We start from the raw sequence: 19,751 nt of genomic DNA on the forward strand, positions 1-19,751 counted from the left end.
CCGGGTTCCGGTTTTTCGTATGAAAGAAGATTTTTATGGAAGAAGCTGTTTTTTAGTGAAGCTCGTCCTCATCCACATCAATCACATTGTCATCGTGCAGGATTTTCTGCTGGTTGATCTCGGTCTGGATGACGTTTTTGATCCGGCGTTTTGCGCGGCCCATGTAGTAGGTGGTGACAAGATCGGAAATGCCGCTGTAGACAAGGCAGATACCGATGAAAATGTTTGTGGTTGCAACGGCATCAAACGGATTGGTACAGATGATGATGCCGAGAACGCTGGTTAAAAGAGCCAGCAGGAACTCAAGCCACCATTTTTCCAGCCCTGTTTTTTTGAGGTTGAACGCCTTCTGAATGCTGAGCAGTCCGTTTGCCAGAAGGATGATACCGATGACAACCGGGATGAATGCGATTACAAGGTCACTTTCAAAGATAACGAAGCAGCCGAACAGAATCAGTACCAGGGCAACGAACAGATCGTAGCGGAAGAAAAACGGCTCGCCGCGGCTTGCAATGTAGCGGATCAACGCAACAACGCCGCCAAACAGGAGCAGTGCTCCGGCGATATAACAGATCAGCAAACTCGTTTTTACGGGGTAGACGATCAGCACGATACCTAGTATAATAGAGACAGCGGCTGAAAGCAGGAAACTGTTTTTCACATCCTGAAAAAATTGTTTCATAAGGATTCTCCTTTCCACTTGAATGTGGTTTTTCGTTTGCTTTTATAGTAGCTTTTCAAAGCAGAAAAAGCAATGGACAAATTGAAAAAAATGTACGAAGAAATGGAATCGTGAAACGGAAGAAAGAGAGGGTAAAAAAGATGCAGGACGAACAGAAAAAGTTCCAGGAGAAGCTCTCCGAATTGCTGTCATACGCCAGAGACCATGAAAATAAAGTAACGATGAAAGAAGTCAGAGACTTTTTTGAAGACTTTGCACTGGATGAGCAGAAAGTCACCTTTGTCTGCGAATATCTGACGATGGAGCAGGTCGATGTGGCAGATTATGAGCCGGGCGTCGTGCCGGAGGAGACCGAAAAAGAAAAGAAAAAACCGGAGTTTTCCGAGGAGGAGCTGCGTGCCTTACAGCAGTATCTTGACGAACTGCCGGAGACAGAAACACCGTCGGAGGAAGAAACGGCAGAGCTTTACCGGAAAGCGGCAGAGGGCGATTCCCTTGCAAAGAGCATGCTCGTGCAGCTCTGGCTTCCGAAAGTTATTGAGACCGCAAAAGAAATGCACACCCGCGATTTCTTCCTGATGGATCTGGTGCAGGAGGGAAATGTCGGACTTTTAGTAGCGCTGGAGTCCGTTGTAAAAGCTGAGACGGCGGAGCAGGCGATTGATGCGGCTGTGCGTGAGACGATCAGCGATTTCATGGAAGAACACAGAGTTCAGAAACACAAGGACAATACTGTAGTCAATAAAGTAAACCGCTTAAAAGACGCCATCGAGGAACTCTCCGACGGCGATGACATGGATTTCAGTGTGGCAGAGCTTTCCGCGTATCTTGACATGTCCGTGGAAGAGATTGAGGATATTCTGCGGATTGCAGGCGAAGAGCCGTAACAAAAGGCTGGTATTTGCACAGAAACTGTGTGAATTGGCAATAAAACAAAAGCAAAGGAGAAAAATACAATGGTACATCATATTGTTATGTGGAAATTCAAACCAGAAGTAGAGGATGCAAAGAAACCGGAGCTGAAAAAAGCGATGGCAGAGAACCTGAAAAGCCTGGTCGGCAAAGTGCCGGGACTGTTGACGGTTGACTTTGTAGAAGCACCGCTTGCATCTTCCACCCATGATATGGCACTTGTCACAACCCTGGAAAAAGCAGAGGATGTAGCTGTATATGCAAAACATCCGGAGCACGTAAAAGTAGCAGACACCTATGTACGTCCGTACACAACGGAGCGTGCGGCACTCGATTACGAAGAGTAAAAACAAGCACGGACTTTAGCTCGTTGCCCGTGTAAATAAAAAAGTATCCCGTCCCTTTTGGGGAAGCGGGATACTTTTTTTGTGCCGAGAAGATCAATTCCTGATCTGGTGAATACGTTTCATTTAAGTGTTTTTCTGTTCTTCCTTCTGCAGTTCGTCAATTGTAAGCAGCAGCTCATCGATGGAAACCTCTTCGTCCTTCGGATCTTCCGTAAATTCTCTGACCAGTTCTTCGTACGTTCTTCTTCTGTGTTCCAGCGCTTTCCGCGACCGCTCCCGCCGGATGCGGCGGACATACCGCAGGCGGAGGACAAAGAGCAGAATCAGAACGAGAAGGACAAACGGCATCGCCAGAAAAACAGGATCTGCCTTCCGGATACGGGCAAAAAGGGATGCACCGGCCGAGGCAAGATGGCGGAACCAGGAAGCGGCATGCACAGTGCTTTTCCAGAACGCTGCGAAATGGGAAGCCACAGATGAGAAGGAAACCGTGGATGATGCCGGTGCTTTGGAAATGGCCGGTTCCGGTGTCTGGGTTATGGCCGGTGTTTCGGTCGGCGTCGCAGTGGCAGTCGGCGTCGGTGTCGCCGTCGGAATCGGCTCAAAGGTTACGGCAAGCGTATGGTCCGCCTGAACATCCGAAAAAGTATAGCTGTCCGGATATTCCGTCACCGGCAGATACAAGCCGTCCACCGAGAGCTTTGCGAGCCGGAAGCCTTCGTCTGCCGTGTAGGAAACGGTTTTTTCCTCTCCGCGGGAAAATTCCCCGCCCTCGGACACTGAGCCATGCTCCGCCGCGGAAGTGGAAACCGTGAACAGATACGGAACCCGGGTGCGGTAGAACTGCACATACCGTCCACCATCTGCCTTTTTTACGTTTACAATCGCAATAAATTCCCCAGGATTTGTCTCGCAGAGGTCCTCTGGTTCATTGATGGTGATATCGTCGGAAAAGCCAAAATCAACCGTGTCGTCCGCAAGCAGTGTTTTCTGCGAGAGTGAGTATGTCTGGATAAAGTTTCCGATTCCGAGATGCATCGTCAGTGGAAAAATAAAAAAGAGATCGCCGGAAACACAGAGATCCTGAAAATTTCCATGTAAAAATCGAAGGGATACGTGCCCCAGTCATCCACTATCTGAAGTGAGGCATCGAGAAGTTTAAAGCCGTAGCCGCCGTCTGCATCGGTCTGGATCAGATAGCCGCCCGTAGAGGGAAGATAATCGATGCCGAGAATATTGTAGCTCGTCGAGAGCTGGATCCGCTCTTTCTGCTCCAGGGTATCCGGGTCGAGGCGGAAGATACATCCGTAATTGGAAGCATCCGGGCTGCTGTAGCCGCTTACGAGGATTTCATGTGTGACGGGATTGTATGCCATACCGTTCGCGTGAGCAAAGTCTGCGTCCCTTACCTGATGCGCGAGGGAATACTGCGTAACGGGATTTCCGTCTGCGTCTGTATCATTTTTATAGTAGGCAGAGACTACGTCCGGCTCTGTCGTCAGATCATTAAAATTTTCGATGCAGATGATATAATCTTCCGTCGCACAGACGGACTGCACCGCGCCGTTGCTGCCGAGAATCGGATATTCCCCGACCAATTCCCAGGAGGCGCCGGTAAACGGCGTACTGGAGGCAAAACCAGCCTGACAGAGCATGGGGTGAGTCAGAAAGAGAAAAATGCCCAGAAAAAGGGCAAGAAAAAAACGGCCGGATTTCTTGCCGGTGGGAGATTTTATCGAAAAATTTGTAAATGCAAGCCGCATATGATGTGTAGGTCCTTTCTTACAGAAAAAAGGTGAACTTTTTCTGTCATCCTATCTTACCACGGAACCGGCGGAAAGTAAATGAAGGAGGGATGGAGATTTTCTTACATATCGTTTAAGAAAATGTAATAATTTTGTAGTGTTTGCCGATGCAAAGTAGTTGTAAACATTTTGCCGTCTTGGTAAAATAAACATAACAGAATTCAGAAAATTGTGAAGAAAAAGGAAAGGCAGAGAACCGATGATTAGAATCAAAGATATTGCAGACCGCGCAGGGGTCAGCCCGACGACGGTTTCGAATGTAATACACGGAAAGACAGGGCGCGTCTCAAAGGCGACGGTCGAGAAAATCAACCGGATTTTAAAGGAGATGGAGTACGTGCCGAGTATCAGCGCGCGCATGCTGGCGAATAACAGCTCCGGTCTCATTGGTGTGGCGCTTGGTTTCATGAAGAAAGGAAATGCATCTTCCTTTGAGGATCCCTTTGTGTCGGCAATGCTCGGAAATCTGGAGTATCAGATCCGGGAACACGGCTACTATATGATGCTGGTTGCGCGCCATGAGCAGGATGATCTTATGCAGCAGGCGCTCGGCTGGAATTTTGACGGCATGATTGCGATGGCTCTGAAGGAAAAGGAGATTGCAGAGCTCTCGGAACGTCTCGGAAAACCGCTGGTAACCATTGATCAGTATCTCCCGCCGGAACTTGGAGTCCGCTCCATTACGATGGATGACCGCGGCGGTGCGTACCAGATGAGTCAGTACCTGATTGGAAAGGGACATAAAAAATTTCTCTTTTTATCCGACTGCGATCTCGGTGTTGACCACTATCGGTGGCTCGGTGTGCGTCAGGCAATGGAGGAGGCGGGAATTGAGGACTTTGAAAGCCGCCATATTGTGATCCCGTGGAATCCAGAGCAGAGGGAGAAGGCATATGAGGAGATGCTTCCGTTCTTCAAAAAACAGACAGCGCTCTTTTTTTCATCGGATTACTATGCACTTGAAGCATCCAACTTTCTGCAGAACAGGGGAATAAAGGTTCCGGAGGAAATTTCAATTGCGGGCTTTGATGATGTTACTTATGCGACACTTGCGCGGCCGAAGCTGACTACCGTGCATCAGATGGTGGATGGAAAAGCACGCCGTGCCGTAGAGGTCCTGATGCACCTGATCCAGGATGAGCCGGTACAAAAAGATATTCCGCCATTGCCGACAACGCTGGTGGAGAGGGAGTCGGTAAGAGATCTGACGAAGTAAATAGTTACCAAAATTACAGAAAAACTCTTGTAGAAACTGCTGGTTTTGCGCAAAACTATTGAAAAATCACCGTGAAGTATGGTAAACTGTGCTTGCAAACGACAGAATCAAAGAACCAGACACGTTCTGGGGATGAAATAAAGGAGGTAAAAAAATGGACAAAAAATGGTGGAAAGAAGCCGTAGTGTATCAGATTTATCCGCGCAGCTTCATGGACAGCAACGGAGACGGTATCGGCGATTTAAATGGTATCACATCCCGTCTGGATTATCTGAAGGATCTTGGCGTGGATGTTATCTGGCTGTCTCCGGTGTACCAGTCACCAAACGATGACAATGGATATGATATCAGCGATTACCGGGCAATCATGCAGGAATTCGGAACAATGGAGGATTTTGACCGCATGCTTTCGGAGATGCATAAAAGAGGCATCAAGCTGGTCATGGACCTTGTTGTCAATCATACTTCAGATGAACACAAATGGTTCGTGGAGAGCCGCAAATCGAAAGACAACCCGTACCGCGATTATTACATCTGGCGTGATGCAAAAGAAGGAAAAGAGCCAAACAACTGGGGAAGCTGCTTCTCCGGTTCTGCATGGAAATACGATCCGCAGACCGAGATGTATTACCTGCATCTGTTCTCAACAAAACAGCCGGATCTGAACTGGGAGAATCCAACGGTTCGAAAAGAAGTTTTCGATATGATGAACTGGTGGTGTGAAAAAGGCATTGACGGTTTCCGGATGGATGTCATCAGCATGATCTCCAAACCGGAAGGGCTGCCGGACGGCAAGATTCCGGAAGGCGGACTCTACGGTGACTCCGGCTGCGTAAACGGACCGCACGTTCATGAGTATCTGCAGGAGATGAACAAGGAAGTCCTTTCCAAATATGATCTGATGACGGTCGGTGAGTGTGCCGGTGTCACGATCGAGGAGGCAGAAAAATATGCATCCGCAGACGGCAAAGAGCTCAGCATGGTATTCCAGTTCGAGCTGGTTGAGCTGGCAAGCGGAAAATACGGCAAATGGACGGACAAACGCGTACCGCTCAAAGATTTCAAACGCGTCATGACAGCATGGCAGACGGAGCTTGAGGGCAAGGCATGGAACAGCCTCTTCCTTGGAAACCACGACCAGCCGCGCTGCCTGTCCCGTTTCGGCGATGATTCACCGGAATATCGCGTAGTCAGTGCCAAAATGCTTGCAACCTGCCTTCATATGATGCAGGGTACCCCGTACGTATACCAGGGCGATGAGCTCGGCATGAAGAACGTTCCGTTCCACGATCTGTCCGAATTCCGCGATATTGAGAGCATCAACGCGTTTCACGAGCTGACCGGAGCCGGAAAAGTAGCGCCGGACGATATGATGCGCTACCTGAACCTGCGCGGAAGAGACAATGCAAGAACTCCGATGCAGTGGGATGATACCGCTTCGGCAGGATTTACCACAGGAACCCCGTGGATCAAAGTCGGACCGGATTACGAGACCGTCAATGCAAAAAATGAGATGGCGGATCCGGATTCTGTATACAATTATTACAAGAAACTGATTCATCTCCGGAAAGAGAAGGATATCATGGTTTACGGAACGTACGAGCTGCTCGATCCGGAGGACGAGGCACTGTATGTATATACCAGAACCTTAGGCGATCAGAAACTCCTCGTGATGTGCAATTTTACAAAAGAGGAGCAGGAGTACACGGTTCCGGAAACCTTTGCAGGAGCAGAGGTGCTGATCAGCAACTATCCGCAGGACGGCGCGGCAGCAGGGACACGAAAACTGCGCGCGTATGAGGCGGTTGTTCTGCAAACAAAATAAAAAATGCAGAGGAATCTGTGACAGAACGAACTTTTGCCACAGATTCCTGTTCTCAAAATGTGGCAAAAACCGGTAAGATAAGAAAGGGGAAAACAAAACATGAAATCATATCTGAAAATGGAGACACATCCGCTTGCAGATCCGAAGAATGTAGTAAAGGGCGATAAATATCGTATCACGGTGCTGACGGATCATCTTCTTCGGCTGGAATACAGTGAGGACGGTGAATTCATCGATGCGGCATCCCAGACGGTTGTAAACCGTGATTTTCCAGCAGTGGAATTTTCCGTCAAAGACACAGGCGATGAGCTGGAGCTGCGCACAAAGTATCTGCAGCTGAATTACAACAAAAAGGCATTCTCTGCAAACGGACTTTCCTGCAAAACAACGGCAGTCGGCATCAGTTCTGTACCGGCATGGCATTACGGAGATCCGACACAGGATCTTGGAGGAACGGCCCGTACGCTTGATCAGGTCAACGGAGCATGCGAACTGGAACCTGGTATCATGTCCTGGTTTGGTTCCGCTGTTCTGGATGATTCGAAGTCGCTTCTGATGACAGAGGACGGTTGGGTGACCCCGAGAAAGAAAGGAGTGCAGGATCTGTACTTCTTCGGCTATGGCTGGAATTTCCGTTTGGCATTAAAGGATTTCTACCACCTTTGTGGCAAGACACCGATGCTTCCGAGGTTTGCGCTTGGAAACTGGTGGAGCCGTTACTGGCGTTACAGTGAAACATCCTATATGAAACTGATGGAAGACTTTGACAAAGAGAACGTTCCCTTCTCGGTTGCTGTTATCGATATGGACTGGCACCGTGTAGACGATGTGGATCCGAAATACGGCAGCGGCTGGACCGGCTATAGCTGGAATAAAAAACTCTTCCCGGATCCGGAGCGTTTTCTTGGAAAACTCCATGCACGTGGCATGAAGACAACACTGAACGTCCATCCTGCAGACGGAATTCGTGCGTATGAGGACTGCTATCCGGAAGTAGCAGAAGCTATGGGAGTGGATGCAAAAAAAGAAGAGCCGGTCAATTTTGACATTGCGGATCCGAAATTTGTTGATGTATATTTCGACAAAGTCCATCATCCGATGGAAAAAGAGGGCGTCGATTTCTGGTGGATTGACTGGCAGCAGGGACAAAATACCAAGATCGAGGGTCTTGATCCGCTGTGGATGTTGAATCACTATCATTTCCTTGATAGTGGAAGAGACGGAAAACGTCCGATGACCTTCTCCCGCTACGCAGGACCCGGCTCCCACCGCTATCCGGTCGGATTTTCCGGAGACACTCACATCACCTGGGAATCACTGGATTTCCAGCCATACTTTACCAGCACAGCCTCCAACATCGGCTATGGATGGTGGAGTCATGATATCGGCGGCCATATGCTTGGCTACCGTGACGATGAGCTTGAAGCAAGATGGTATCAGTACGGAGTATTTTCTCCGATCAATCGTCTGCACAGCTCTAACAGTGCCTTCAGTGGAAAAGAGCCTTGGAACTTCAGTATGGAAGTGCGCAGCACGATGGATGATTTCCTCCGTCTGCGTCATAAACTGGTGCCGTATCTGTATACGATGAACTACCGTGCATGGAAAGAGGACACACCGATCGTTGTTCCGATGTATTATGATTACCCGGAGACGGTTTTCTGGGGCAAAAATCAGGCACCGAATCAGTACTTCTTCGGAAGCGAGCTGATGGTAACACCGGTGACAACGAAATGCATTCCGGAGCTGAAGCGTGCAAAAACAAAGGTGTGGCTGCCGGAAGGTACGTGGTTTGATTTCTTCAACGGAATGATTTACGAGGGTGGCAGAAGTATGGATCTGTACCGTACGCTCGAGGAGATCCCGGTTCTTGCGAAAGCAGGTGCGATCATCCCGATGACAGAGAAGATCAGTGCGCTGGATGTAGAATCTAACCCGGATGAGCTGACGGTACGCGTTTACGCGGGCGCGGACAATACATTTGTCCTGTACGAGGATGACAATACTACCATGGCATATGAGAAGGATGACTGTGCAAAAACATCGATGACGCTCGACTGGGGTGCGCGGAAATTTACGATTGCACCGGTTGAAGGCAATCAGAGCTTCGTTCCGGAAAGCAGAATGTACTGCGTAGAATTCGGCGGAAGTACGGCAAAAGAAGCGAAGGTCTTTGTAAACGGCGTGGAAGCGGATGCAGAAGTCAAAGAGAAAGACGGACTTCTTACGATCGCGGTAACAGATGTAAAACCGCAGGACACCGTGACAATCTGTCTGCCGGAAGATACGGAGATTGCAAAGAACGATGTCATGACACGTGCGATGGATCTGCTGCTGCACGCCGAAATCAGCTACATCACCAAAGAGCAGATCGCAAATCTTCTTCACAAAGCAGACGGAAAGGTAGCAATTCTGGCTGCAGAGCTGCAGAGCATGGAACTTTCAAATGATCTGCGCGGTGCGCTGCTGGAGATCATTACGGCATAAATTGCTGCAGAAAAATACGATTTGATTTACAGAAAAAGAATTCTGTGATACGATACATACAAAGAAAAGGAAGAGAGCGTGGCAGTGGATTCTGTCAGGCTCTCTTCTTGAAATGTGAGACAGGAGGATTTTTAAACGTGGGAAAATACATCATGGCACTTGATGCCGGCACAACGAGCAACCGCTGTATTCTGTTTGATCAGAAAGGACAGATCGTAAGCCTTGCGCAGAAGGAGTTTACCCAGCGTTTCCCGAAACCGGGCTGGGTGGAGCACGATGCCAATGAAATCTGGTCCACGATGCTCGGTGTAGCCGTGGAGGCAATGCAGAAAGCGGGCGCGTCCTACGAGGATATCGCGGCAATCGGCATCACAAACCAGAGAGAGACGACGATCGTCTGGGACAAAAAGACGGGAGAGCCGGTCTACAATGCAATTGTATGGCAGTGCCGCAGAACATCGGAATACTGCGATTCCCTGATGGAGCGCGGACTGGTTGACCGTTTCCGGGAGAAAACAGGTCTTGTGATCGATGCGTATTTTTCAGCCACGAAGCTGAAATGGATTCTAGATGAAGTTCCGGGCGTGCGCGAGCGGGCGGAGCGAGGCGATCTCTATTTTGGAACAGTGGAGACGTGGCTGATCTGGAAGATGACAAAGGGAAAGATACATGTCACCGATTACACCAACGCGTCCCGTACAATGCTGTTCAATATCCATACCCTGAAATGGGATGAGGATATCTTAAAAGAGCTGAACATTCCGCTCTGTATGCTGCCGGAAGTCCGCCCGTCGAGCTGTGTCTACGGGGAGACGGCATCCACATATTTCGGCGGCCCGATTCCGATTGCGGGAGCAGCGGGAGACCAGCAGGCGGCGCTGTTCGGCCAGACCTGCTATGCGCCGGGCGAAGCGAAAAATACATACGGAACAGGCTGCTTCCTGCTGATGAACACGGGAGAAAAGCCGGTTTCTTCGACACACGGTCTTGTTACCACGATTGCATGGGGCATCGGGGACAAGATTACGTATGCGCTCGAGGGATCCATTTTCGTCGGCGGAGCCGCAATCCAGTGGCTGCGCGATGAGATGAAGCTGATCGAGTCCTCGGCGGATTCCGAGTACATGGCGCAGAAGGTGAACGACACGAACGGCTGCTACGTCGTGCCGGCGTTTACCGGCCTTGGCGCACCGTACTGGGATCAGTATGCGAGAGGAACCATTCTCGGCCTGACCCGCGGCGTCAACAAATACCATGTGATCCGCGCAACGCTGGAGTCGATCACGTATCAGGTGGATGATGTCTTAAAAGCGATGGAGGCAGATTCCGGCATGAAGCTCTCTGCGCTGCGTGTGGACGGCGGAGCAAGCGCCAACAACTTCCTGATGCAGTGCCAGGCGGACATCAGCCAGGCGCCGGTGGAGCGGCCGTGCTGCATCGAGACGACCGCGATGGGAGCAGCTTATCTTGCGGGACTCGCCGTCGGCTACTGGCCGGATCAGGAGACGGTAAAACAGAACGGAGCCATTGACCGTACGTTTGAGCCGGAGCTCTCGAAAGAGGAGCGCGATGAGAAGATGAACGGATGGCACAAAGCAGTCCGTTACGCCGAAGGATGGGCAAAATAGAAAAAGATTTTGGAAATGCAGAAAAGGAACGGTTTCGTAATGAAAACCGTTCCTTTTCGCGTACTGTGACTTCTTGTCTACTGACGTTAAAGAATGTCGATATGTTCGCCGTTTAAAGCTTTGTTCATGCTTCGCACGGCACAGAATTTACCGCACATCGAGCAGGTATCTTCCTGTTCCGGCGAGCGGTCGGCGCGGATGGCTTTTGCGGTCTCCGGGTCCAGTGCACAGTCCCACTGTGCTTCCCAGTCGAGCACGCGGCGGGCATCGCCCATCTTGTCGTCAATATCACGCGCATGCGGAACACCTTTGGCGATGTCGGCAGCGTGTGCGGCGATTTTGCTTGCGATGATGCCCTGTTTTACATCATCCAGGTTCGGAAGAGCCAGATGCTCTGCCGGCGTTACGTAGCACAGGAAAGCAGCGCCGTTCATGGCCGCAATCGCGCCTCCGATGGCAGCGGTGATGTGGTCGTAGCCCGGTGCAATATCGGTCACAAGAGGGCCGAGGACATAGAACGGAGCGCCCATGCAGATGGTCTGCTGTACTTTCATATTGGCCGCAATCTGATCCATCGGAACGTGGCCCGGTCCCTCAACCATAACCTGAACGTCTTTCTCCCAGGCACGTTTGGTGAGTTCGCCGAGGCGCACCAGCTCTTCAATCTGGCAGACATCCGTTGCGTCGGCAAGGCAGCCAGGACGGCAGGCGTCACCGAGAGAAATGGTCACATCGTATTCACGGCAGATATCGAGAATCTCATCGTAATACTCGTAGAACGGATTCTCCTCGCCGGTCATGCACATCCAAGCGAACACGAGGGAGCCGCCGCGGGAAACGATATTCATTTTCCGTTTGTGTTTGCGGATCTGATCGATGGTTTTTCTGGTGATGCCGCAGTGCAGGGTGACGAAATCGACACCGTCCTCGGCATGGAGGCGGATGACGTCAATAAAATCTTTGGCGGTCAGCGTATCCAGGTCTCTCTGGTAATGGATCACACTGTCATATACCGGCACGGTGCCGATCATGGCCGGACATTCGGAGGTCAGTTTCCGCCGGAACGGCTGCGTATTGCCGTGGCTCGACAGGTCCATGATGGCTTCTGCGCCCATATTGACCGCGGAGAGTACCTTCTGCATCTCCACATCGTAATCTTTACAGTCTTTCGAAACACCGAGATTTACATTGATTTTCGTGCGCAGCATCGAGCCGATGCCCTCCGGATCGATGCAGGTGTGCAGTTTATTGGCCGGAATGGCAACCTTTCCGCTGGCAACGAGCGGCATCAGTCTTCCACGGCCATATACTCTTTTTCTGCGACTTTTTTCAGCTCCGGTGTTACAATGCCGCGGCGTGCGGCGTCCATCTGTGTTGCGTAATTGTGTTCCATCTGTTGTTCTCCTTTATTTTCAAAATCAGATCCGGTAAGCGTGGTTCAGCGGTCCCGAGCCGTGGCCGAGATCCATCATGCTCGCGAGTGCGCCCGAAATATACTCTTTTGCGGCGGAAATGGCATCCGGAAGGGAAAGCCCCTTTGCGAGCCCCGATGCGATGGCGCTGGAGAGTGTACAGCCGGTGCCGTGTGTGTTCGGATTGTCGATGCGTTTTCCGGTGAACCAGGTAAATGTGCCGTTGTGATATAAAAGATCGTTGGCATCATTGATACTGTGGCCGCCCTTTAATAGAACGGCACAGCCGCAGGAATCCCCGATCTCTTTTGCGGCGCGTTCCATATCGCTTTCCGACTGGATTTTGATGCCGGAGAGAACTTCTCCCTCTGGGATATTCGGTGTGATGACTTCGGCCAGAGGAAAGAGCAGTTTTTTCATCAGGTCAGGCACGCCGCCCGAAGCGAGCGCGGAACCGCTTGTAGCGACGAGGACCGGGTCCACAACGATGTGTTTGGCCTGGTAGAAGCGAAGCCGTTCGGAGATGACTTCGATCAGTGCCGGGGAGGATACCATACCGATTTTGACGGCGTCCGGGAAGATGTCCGTAAAGACGGCGTCAAGCTGTGCGGCCAGAAACTCCGGTGTTACATCGAAAATACCGGAAACTCCGGTGGTGTTCTGGGCGGTGAGTGCGGTAATTGCCGACATGGCGTAAACTCCGTTTGTGATCATGGTTTTGATGTCTGCCTGAATGCCGGCGCCTCCGCTGGAATCACTTCCCGCGATTGTTAATGCTGTTTTCATGTTTTTCGCGTCCATGAGAATTACTCCTTTGCATTACTTTTCTTTTTGGACAGGCGACAAAGAAAGTGGTGCCCCCAGTCTGCCGCCTGGTGTGAGGATGAATGGTTACGTAAAATTATTTGTTTTCCAGCATGCGCAGAGTCTGTTCTTTCAGATCCTTCGTTGCGGAAACAATGTCTTTCTGTGCAAAAATGGCACTGATGACGGCGATGCCGCAGATGCCGCTGCCGGAAAGCTCCGTCACGTTATCGCGTGTGATGCCGCCGATGGCGATGACAGGGATTTTAACGGCATTGCAGATAGCAGTCAGCGTTTCGTGGCTGACATCCTCCGCATCCGCCTTGGAACCGGTGTGGAAGACTGCGCCGACGCCGAGGTAATCTGCCCCGCGCTGCTCGGCGAGAATGGCCTGTTCCACGGTCTGTGCCGAAACGCCGATGATCTTGTCCGGGCCAAGCTTTGCACGGACATCGCCGGCCTCCATATCGCTCTGGCCGACATGAACGCCGTCCGCATCCATCTTAGCTGCGATTTCCACGTTATCGTTGATGACGAAAGGAACATGGTATGCGGCACAGAGTTTTTTCAGTTCCAGTGCCTCTTCCATAAAGTGATCCTGGTCAAGATTTTTTTCGCGGAGCTGGATAAACGTTGCGCCGCCCTGCAGAGCCTTTTCCACCTGGCTGTACAGTGTCTCGCCGTTCAGCCAGCTGCGGTCTGTCACAGCATATAAAAGCAGGCCTTTTTTATCGCACTTCATACTTTGCACCTTTCTCCAGCGTCTCGCCGTCCATGTGGTAGATGGCGTCGATGATGCGGTTCCGGTAGGTGGAGTTGCCGTCTTCCGGTTTCATATGGCTCCAGCCGATCTCGCCGGCAAGTCCCATCGCGCAGACAGCGGCAGCAGCGGCTTTTAACGGCTCGTCCGGGTTGGCAACGAGGTAAGCGGTCATCATGCCGGAGAGCTGGCAGCCTGTTCCGGTGATGCTTCCCATCTCGGCGCGTCCGTTGCGGATCACGTAGCAGGTGTCAGCATCGGCAACGAGGTCGATCGCTCCTGTGATAGCGACAACACAGTTGTGGTCTTTCGCAAAGTTTTTTGCAAAAGCAACGGCGCTGTCGAGGTTTTCGTCTGTTACTTTATCGGCAACGTCTGCGTCAACACCCTTTGTCGTTCCGCTTCCAAGTGCCAGTGTTTTGATTTCGGAAATATTTCCGCGGATGACGGTGAACGGGATTTTTTCCATCAGTCCGACTGCGGTCGAAGTACGTAAGTGGCTTGCGCCTGCGCCGACTGGATCGAGCAGGATTTTGTGGCCGAGCGAAGCTGCTTTTGCACCGGCACGGTACATGCCGTCGATGCTCGTTCTGTGCAGCGTTCCGATGTTGATGTTCAGACCGCCGCAGATGGAGGTGATATCCTCGACATCCTCCGGTTCATCGGACATGATCGGGCTTGCGCCGCATGCCAGCAGAATATTGGCGACATCGTTTACTGTAACGTAATTTGTGATGTTGTGTACGAGAGGGGTTGTTTTTCTGACATTGTCAAGACAAGTGCCTAACATAATTTTTTGTTCCTCCTGTGTGAGTATTTTTGCAGAAGCAAATTCCCTTGTGGTACTGGAAGAACCTGTTGATGATGTGTTCATAGAGATTAAAAAAGCAGATATACGTGGAGGTATATCTGCAGAAAATGTGCATATCGTATCTCCCTACGTTGGCATTACCCAAATCAGGTTCAGGGTCTAGGAGATGCATCCTACTCTCAGCCCGCTTCGCACGCGAGCTCCCCTTTGCTTTCTGCAGACAATTATATACGCATAAAAACAATTGTGCAAGAGAAAAACGGAAGATTTTAAAAAAATTCAGAAAAATAAAAAAGACATGCAAAATATTGGAAATGTAATGTTATTTGGGTTGAAAGAGAAAATAATATCAGTGTAAAATGAAGTATAAAATATGCGTGGAAGACGGGTGAAACGATGGAAGAACAAAGAAGCTTGAACTCTACCAGGACAGCCCGGAATACACCTTCGACCTGATCCTCGTGGACGTACATATCGCAAAGCCGATTGATGCGGAATTACTGAAAAAGAAAATTGCAGAGTATTGCAGGTGAAAAGAAGTGCCCCTGCCCGGCATCTGATGTGTGCCGGGCAGGGGCTTTTGATGTGCGAATCTTATTTTTCTTCCTCCGGGTACGTATAGCCCCAGGTTCTGCGGAAGGAGGTCATCAGATCCATGACGTCCTTCGTGTAGTCGAGGTGCATGGCAGATGCATCTCCATTGATGGCGCGTTCCATGTCGGCGAGCTCATAGGCGAGTGCATCGGCGTTGTCACCGGCTTTGATGATTTCGGATTCGCCGGTGGAAGCGTCTGTGATTTTTGCTTCCCAGGCACGCGGGTACTCCATGATCTCGATAAATCCGTTCTCACAGGAAACCATGCCGCGTTTCGGCTGTTTGGAGTGGAGAGAGAGCATCACACTTGCCATCTGTCCTTCCTGATTGGTGAGAAGGAGGCCGGCCTGCTCGTCCACACCGGTCGGAGCGGGCTTTACCTGGGAAAGGAGCTGATCCGGTTTGGAGTCGAAGAACCAGCGGAGGAAGGAGAGTGCGTATACGCCGATATCAAGCATCGCGCCGCCTGCGAGATTCCGGTTGAAGAAGCGGTTCTTCATGTTGTACTCTTTGAAACTGCCGAAGTTCATCGTGATCAGATTGACTCTGCCGAGACGGCCGGAGTCGAGAATTTTTTTCAGCTCTTTGTAGATCGGCATATGGTAAATCGTCATTGCCTCTCCGATGATGATACCTTTTTCTTTTGCAAGCGCTATGGCCTCGTCGAGCTCGTCGCTGTTCAGCGTAATCGATTTCTCAACGAGAATGTGTTTTCCATTGGCAATCGCCTCTTTCATAAAGCCAAGATGCGTGTTGTGCGGCGTCGTGATATAAATGACATCGACCTCCGGATCGGTAAACATCTCATGGAAATCATCGTAAACTTTTCCAATTCCATATTTCTCCGCAAAAGCAGCCGCCTTCTCATGGGTCCGGTTGCCGACCGCGTAAATATTCTTTCCGTTTTTCTGCAGTGCGACCGCCATTTCATTTGCAATCACACCGCATCCGAGTACAGCCCATTTGATTTCTTTCATCGTGAGATTCTCCTATCGTATCTATTTCGCCCAGAGCGGTTCTTCGCTTCCGCTGTAGTCAAACCGTCCGTCGTTTTTCTCTTCCAGTGCTTTGATCATATGGTACGTAAATTCATTGTAAGGCGTTGGAATTCCAAGCTCTTTTCCCATGCGGATCAGCGCACCCGAGAACATATCAATTTCCGTATGGCGTCCCGCATCGAGATCCTGGAGCGTTGAGTAGCGCGCCGTCGGCGGAACCGCACTTCCGCGTCCCGAGGAGACATCCGCCTTGCTGATATCAATTCCCTTTGCCTCCGCAATCGCTATCAGTTCTGCGCGGAGTCCGTCGCTGATCGCCTTCATATGCACACTGTCGCGGTAGCAGCCGACCCCGGCACCGAGAATAGCCTGCGGCAGGTTATTGCAGACATTCAGCCGGAATTTGCTCCATATTTCCTCTAAAATACAATCGGTTGCCCGGTAATGCAGCCCTGTGCCGGAGAACAGATCCAGAACAGCCTGCACACGCTCACTGTCGTACGGAGCCGAAACTTCGCCGAAAATGATGCCGAGCGTCGCCTCAGGGTTGAAAACGTAGCCGTCATTCTCTTTATGAGAAGCTACTTTGATAACAGCATGAAGCAGATGCTCCGCACCGACTTTTTGCGCGATGATCTCCTCACTGTCCACGCCGTTCATCAGACTCATGATCACAGTATTCTCGCCGGTAACGGCAGTAATATTGTCAAGAGCCCCCGGCAGTGCGCCGTATTTGAGCGAGACGATCAGAAAATCCACGTCGTGTGCCTCTTCCGGTGTCCATACCTCCGGGTGATAAACCGTATCGTTAATTTTGCATCCTTTGTTTTTCAGACGCTTCGCCCGTTCCCCGGACGCGATAACGCCAAGCCGGATGTCCTTTTTCTCCGAAAGCCCCCAGATCACATAAGACCCAACCGCTCCGGCGCCCAGAACAGCAACTGATTTTATTTTCATAATAGCCTCCTTTGTAACTGTTTGAATTACCCTTACTATAACAAATTTTGCGGAGATCCTCAATTTGTTTTTCAAAATAGAGAATTTCGGAAAAGGAAGCCTAAATGTGTTGACGGAGCGATAAGGTAGATTGTAGAATGAAAAGAAAATGTACGAAGACAAAATCCGGACGAAAGAAGAACAGAAGGCAAAAGAAAAACAAGAGAAGAAATAAGAAACGAAGGAGAAACGAAATTCGAACGTTTCTCCTTCGTTTTTTGCACGCATTTTTACCGGGAAATCATATTCTAAGGTTAGAATGAAAAAACAGGAGAATCTGTTGATGAAAGGAAAATGGCTGACAGGTGCGCTTGTACTGGCGATGGCGGCAGTGACGCTGGCGGGATGCGGGGCAAAAGATGAGACAAAAGAAAAAGTGGAGCAGGTGACATTAAATGAGGTTGCCCACTCCATTTTTTACGCCCCGCAGTACGTGGCAATTGAGGAGGGGTATTTCGCGGACGAGGGCATTGATCTGACGCTGATGACAGGATTTGGTGCAGATAAAGTGCTGACGGCGATGATTTCCGGCGAGGCGGATATCGGGTTTATGGGGGCGGAGGCAACCGTCTACGCGTACCTCGAGGGAACCGCAGACCCGGTTGTGAACTTCGCGCAGTTGACGCAGCGGGCGGGAAACTTTGTTGTGGGAAGAGAGAAAGACAATTCGTTTACCTGGGAGAAATTGAAAAACAAAGAGGTATTAGGGGGAAGAAAAGGCGGTATGCCGGAAATGGTCTTTGAGTATGTTCTGGCGCAGAAAGGGATTGATAAAAAAGACGTAAATATCAACCAGAGCATCGATTTTGGTTCCACAGCTGCCGCGTTCTCCGGCGGGCAGGGGGATTATACGATTGAATTTGAACCGTCCGCGACACTGCTCGAGCAGAAGGGCGACGGCTATGTCGTGGCATCGGTCGGAACGGAATCCGGGTATGTGCCGTATACGTCGTACAGCGTCAAACAGAGTTATCTGAAAACGCACGGCGCAACCGTAGAAAAATTCACGAAGGCACTGCAGAAGGGAATGGACTTCGTGCAGACGCACACACCGGAGGAGATTGCAGAAGTGATTGCGCCGCAGTTTGCAGAAACCGAGCTGGAAACCATCACCGCGATCGTGCGCCGCTACTATGAGCAGGATACGTGGAAAGAAAATCTGATCTTTGAGGAAGAAAGTTTTGATCTTCTGCAGGAGATTCTGGAGCAGGCGGGAGAGCTGGAGAAAAAGGCATCGTACAAGACACTCGTGACAACAAAATACGCCGAAGAGGCCGCCGCCAAAGGTTGATTCCGGCGGAATAGAAAAGCGAAAAAAGACAGAAAAAGACACTTTTCGACATTCGTCGACAAACAGCGACATTTTATTCGAAAAAAATAAAGAAAATTGTAAAAGAAAAGCAGAAAAATAGAGAAAAAGTATTGCAAAAAAGTAAATTTTGTTGCATACTATGGGTGTCGCATATATTTTTTACAACACAGGCATACGGAGGCGAACAGACATGAAAGTAGGTTTTATCGGCGGCGGCAACATGGCGAGTGCCATGATTGGCGGAATGATCCAAAAAGGAGTTGTATCTGCAGATGACATTCTGGTATCGGTCCGCACGGAGAAAAGTGTGGAACGCTTGACCAACCAGTTTGGAGTCCAGGCGACTACGGAGAACGAAGCGGTCGTAGCCGGATCCGATCTTGTATTCCTGGCAGTAAAGCCAAACCAAATAAAAAATATAATAAACCTCGTCAAAAACTTCATCTCACCCGAGAAGATTATCGTATCGATTCTTCCCGGTAAGTCTTTACAATGGCTGGGTACAGAAATCGGAAAACCAACAAAGTTAATTCGCACCATGCCAAACACACCAGCACTCGTCGGAGAAGGAATGACCGGCGTCTGTGCCAATGATCTCGTGACGGAGGAAGAGCTGCAGCTCGTTTTAACCCTCCTGAAAAGCTTTGGCCGCGCAGAAGTTGTTCCGGAGTATCTGATGGATACCGTCACAGGTGTCAGCGGAAGCTCGCCGGCGTACGTATTTCTTTTCCTGGAGGCTCTTGCAGATGCGGCCGTAGCCGAAGGAATGCCGAGAAAACAGGCATATGAATTTGCTGCACAGTCTGTCCTTGGAAGCGCCAAAATGCTTCTCGAGACAGGAATGCACCCGGGAGAATTAAAAGACATGGTCTGCTCGCCAGGCGGAACCACCATCGAAGCGGTTGCCGTACTGGAGCGGGAGAAACTGAGAAGTGCTGTTATTGATGCAACACGAGCCTGCATCCGGAAATCAAAGGGAGTGGATTAGAAGGAGCAGCACCGCCGCTTTGACAGAATGACGCTAATGTGAAAGCAGCAAAAATAAAGAATGTATGCACAAAAAAACAAACCAAAACAAGCAAAAAGCAAGCACAAAAAAGAGTAAAAAAACAAACGAGCGGAAAAATCCCGGCAGCCGTGGAAAAGGCACCGGGATTTTTT

Annotated in this window: 16 protein-coding genes, 1 pseudogene and 1 riboswitch; of the genes and pseudogenes, 8 read left to right on the top strand and 9 right to left on the bottom strand. The window is 50.3% G+C overall.

Annotation, left to right across the window (positions count from 1 at the left end; genetic code table 11):
• Positions 1-52: 52 nt before the first annotated feature.
• Positions 53-682: an HdeD family acid-resistance protein gene (locus DXA55_RS12080; protein ID WP_022462612.1), complete on the bottom strand. Its 630-nt coding sequence runs from the start codon at positions 680-682 to the stop codon at positions 53-55.
• 140 nt (positions 683-822) lie between these two features.
• Between DXA55_RS12080 and DXA55_RS12085 the strand changes: the two genes are divergently transcribed.
• Positions 823-1,569, top strand: a complete 747-nt coding sequence (locus DXA55_RS12085; protein WP_147342020.1) for an RNA polymerase sigma factor region1.1 domain-containing protein — start codon at positions 823-825, stop codon at positions 1,567-1,569.
• A gap of 69 nt (positions 1,570-1,638) precedes the next feature.
• Positions 1,639-1,941, top strand: a complete 303-nt coding sequence (locus DXA55_RS12090; protein WP_022462610.1) for a Dabb family protein — start codon at positions 1,639-1,641, stop codon at positions 1,939-1,941.
• A 123-nt stretch (positions 1,942-2,064) separates the two neighbouring features.
• Here the strand turns inward: DXA55_RS12090 and DXA55_RS12095 are convergent, their stop codons facing one another.
• Positions 2,065-2,979 (bottom strand): InlB B-repeat-containing protein, encoded by a 915-nt coding sequence (locus tag DXA55_RS12095; protein WP_117814332.1) that lies wholly within the window; start codon positions 2,977-2,979, stop codon positions 2,065-2,067.
• A 2-nt stretch (positions 2,980-2,981) separates the two neighbouring features.
• Positions 2,982-3,596 (bottom strand): hypothetical protein, encoded by a 615-nt coding sequence (locus tag DXA55_RS12100; RefSeq protein WP_147342021.1) that lies wholly within the window; start codon positions 3,594-3,596, stop codon positions 2,982-2,984.
• A 349-nt stretch (positions 3,597-3,945) separates the two neighbouring features.
• On the opposite strand from DXA55_RS12100, the gene DXA55_RS12105 reads away from it, so the two are divergent.
• From DXA55_RS12105 to glpK, 4 genes are all read left to right on the top strand, one after another.
• A complete protein-coding gene (locus tag DXA55_RS12105) occupies positions 3,946-4,962 on the top strand; it encodes a LacI family DNA-binding transcriptional regulator (RefSeq protein WP_117814334.1) in 1,017 nt (338 codons plus the stop codon).
• Positions 4,963-5,116: 154 nt separating this feature from the next.
• A complete protein-coding gene (locus tag DXA55_RS12110) occupies positions 5,117-6,787 on the top strand; it encodes a glycoside hydrolase family 13 protein (protein WP_117814335.1) in 1,671 nt (556 codons plus the stop codon).
• 99 nt (positions 6,788-6,886) lie between these two features.
• A complete protein-coding gene (locus DXA55_RS12115) occupies positions 6,887-9,274 on the top strand; it encodes a glycoside hydrolase family 31 protein (protein ID WP_117814336.1) in 2,388 nt (795 codons plus the stop codon).
• A gap of 137 nt (positions 9,275-9,411) precedes the next feature.
• The gene (gene glpK / locus DXA55_RS12120; protein WP_117814337.1) at positions 9,412-10,902 is read left to right on the top strand and encodes a glycerol kinase GlpK; all 1,491 of its coding nucleotides are present in this window, start codon (positions 9,412-9,414) and stop codon (positions 10,900-10,902) included.
• 86 nt (positions 10,903-10,988) lie between these two features.
• On the opposite strand, the pseudogene thiC reads toward glpK, so the two are convergent.
• The 6 genes and pseudogenes from thiC to DXA55_RS12150 all read right to left on the bottom strand — a co-directional run bounded on the left by thiC (position 10,989) and on the right by DXA55_RS12150 (position 17,239).
• Positions 10,989-12,295 (bottom strand): annotated as a pseudogene (thiC, locus tag DXA55_RS12125) (phosphomethylpyrimidine synthase ThiC).
• 25 nt (positions 12,296-12,320) lie between these two features.
• Positions 12,321-13,100 (bottom strand): bifunctional hydroxymethylpyrimidine kinase/phosphomethylpyrimidine kinase, encoded by a 780-nt coding sequence (gene thiD, locus DXA55_RS12130; protein WP_055219891.1) that lies wholly within the window; start codon positions 13,098-13,100, stop codon positions 12,321-12,323.
• A gap of 115 nt (positions 13,101-13,215) precedes the next feature.
• Positions 13,216-13,860 (bottom strand): thiamine phosphate synthase, encoded by a 645-nt coding sequence (gene thiE / locus DXA55_RS12135; RefSeq protein ID WP_055226936.1) that lies wholly within the window; start codon positions 13,858-13,860, stop codon positions 13,216-13,218.
• The gene (thiM, locus tag DXA55_RS12140; RefSeq protein ID WP_022461341.1) at positions 13,847-14,668 is read right to left on the bottom strand and encodes a hydroxyethylthiazole kinase; all 822 of its coding nucleotides are present in this window, start codon (positions 14,666-14,668) and stop codon (positions 13,847-13,849) included. The genes thiE and thiM overlap by 14 nt, the downstream gene beginning before the upstream one ends.
• A gap of 126 nt (positions 14,669-14,794) precedes the next feature.
• Positions 14,795-14,906: riboswitch (TPP riboswitch) on the bottom strand.
• A gap of 377 nt (positions 14,907-15,283) precedes the next feature.
• Positions 15,284-16,261 (bottom strand): Gfo/Idh/MocA family protein, encoded by a 978-nt coding sequence (locus tag DXA55_RS12145; RefSeq protein WP_117814338.1) that lies wholly within the window; start codon positions 16,259-16,261, stop codon positions 15,284-15,286.
• A 21-nt stretch (positions 16,262-16,282) separates the two neighbouring features.
• On the bottom strand, positions 16,283-17,239 hold the full coding sequence (locus DXA55_RS12150; RefSeq protein ID WP_117814339.1) for a ketopantoate reductase family protein: 957 nt from the start codon (positions 17,237-17,239) through the stop codon (positions 16,283-16,285).
• A 322-nt stretch (positions 17,240-17,561) separates the two neighbouring features.
• Between DXA55_RS12150 and DXA55_RS12155 the strand changes: the two genes are divergently transcribed.
• Positions 17,562-18,569 (top strand): ABC transporter substrate-binding protein, encoded by a 1,008-nt coding sequence (locus DXA55_RS12155; protein WP_117509626.1) that lies wholly within the window; start codon positions 17,562-17,564, stop codon positions 18,567-18,569.
• A gap of 211 nt (positions 18,570-18,780) precedes the next feature.
• On the top strand, positions 18,781-19,578 hold the full coding sequence (gene proC / locus DXA55_RS12160) for a pyrroline-5-carboxylate reductase (protein WP_117760472.1): 798 nt from the start codon (positions 18,781-18,783) through the stop codon (positions 19,576-19,578).
• The last annotated feature ends 173 nt before the right edge of the window (positions 19,579-19,751 follow it).

The organism is Blautia sp. OF03-13, assembly GCF_003460685.1.
Taxonomy (GTDB): domain Bacteria; phylum Bacillota; class Clostridia; order Lachnospirales; family Lachnospiraceae; genus Fusicatenibacter; species Fusicatenibacter saccharivorans.

Excerpts from the sequence above, each read along its gene's own strand:
- DXA55_RS12080 (WP_022462612.1), bottom strand. The coding sequence starts at position 682 with ATGAAACAATTTTTTCAGGATGTGAAAAACAGTTTCCTGCTTTCAGCC.
- DXA55_RS12085 (WP_147342020.1), top strand. The coding sequence starts at position 823 with ATGCAGGACGAACAGAAAAAGTTCCAGGAGAAGCTCTCCGAATTGCTG.
- DXA55_RS12090 (WP_022462610.1), top strand. The coding sequence starts at position 1,639 with ATGGTACATCATATTGTTATGTGGAAATTCAAACCAGAAGTAGAGGAT.
- DXA55_RS12095 (WP_117814332.1), bottom strand. The coding sequence starts at position 2,979 with ATGCATCTCGGAATCGGAAACTTTATCCAGACATACTCACTCTCGCAG.
- DXA55_RS12100 (WP_147342021.1), bottom strand. The coding sequence starts at position 3,596 with ATGCTCTGTCAGGCTGGTTTTGCCTCCAGTACGCCGTTTACCGGCGCC.
- DXA55_RS12105 (WP_117814334.1), top strand. The coding sequence starts at position 3,946 with ATGATTAGAATCAAAGATATTGCAGACCGCGCAGGGGTCAGCCCGACG.
- DXA55_RS12110 (WP_117814335.1), top strand. The coding sequence starts at position 5,117 with ATGGACAAAAAATGGTGGAAAGAAGCCGTAGTGTATCAGATTTATCCG.
- DXA55_RS12115 (WP_117814336.1), top strand. The coding sequence starts at position 6,887 with ATGAAATCATATCTGAAAATGGAGACACATCCGCTTGCAGATCCGAAG.
- thiD (WP_055219891.1), bottom strand. The coding sequence starts at position 13,100 with ATGAAAACAGCATTAACAATCGCGGGAAGTGATTCCAGCGGAGGCGCC.
- thiE (WP_055226936.1), bottom strand. The coding sequence starts at position 13,860 with ATGAAGTGCGATAAAAAAGGCCTGCTTTTATATGCTGTGACAGACCGC.
- thiM (WP_022461341.1), bottom strand. The coding sequence starts at position 14,668 with ATGTTAGGCACTTGTCTTGACAATGTCAGAAAAACAACCCCTCTCGTA.
- DXA55_RS12145 (WP_117814338.1), bottom strand. The coding sequence starts at position 16,261 with ATGAAAGAAATCAAATGGGCTGTACTCGGATGCGGTGTGATTGCAAAT.
- DXA55_RS12150 (WP_117814339.1), bottom strand. The coding sequence starts at position 17,239 with ATGAAAATAAAATCAGTTGCTGTTCTGGGCGCCGGAGCGGTTGGGTCT.
- DXA55_RS12155 (WP_117509626.1), top strand. The coding sequence starts at position 17,562 with ATGAAAGGAAAATGGCTGACAGGTGCGCTTGTACTGGCGATGGCGGCA.
- proC (WP_117760472.1), top strand. The coding sequence starts at position 18,781 with ATGAAAGTAGGTTTTATCGGCGGCGGCAACATGGCGAGTGCCATGATT.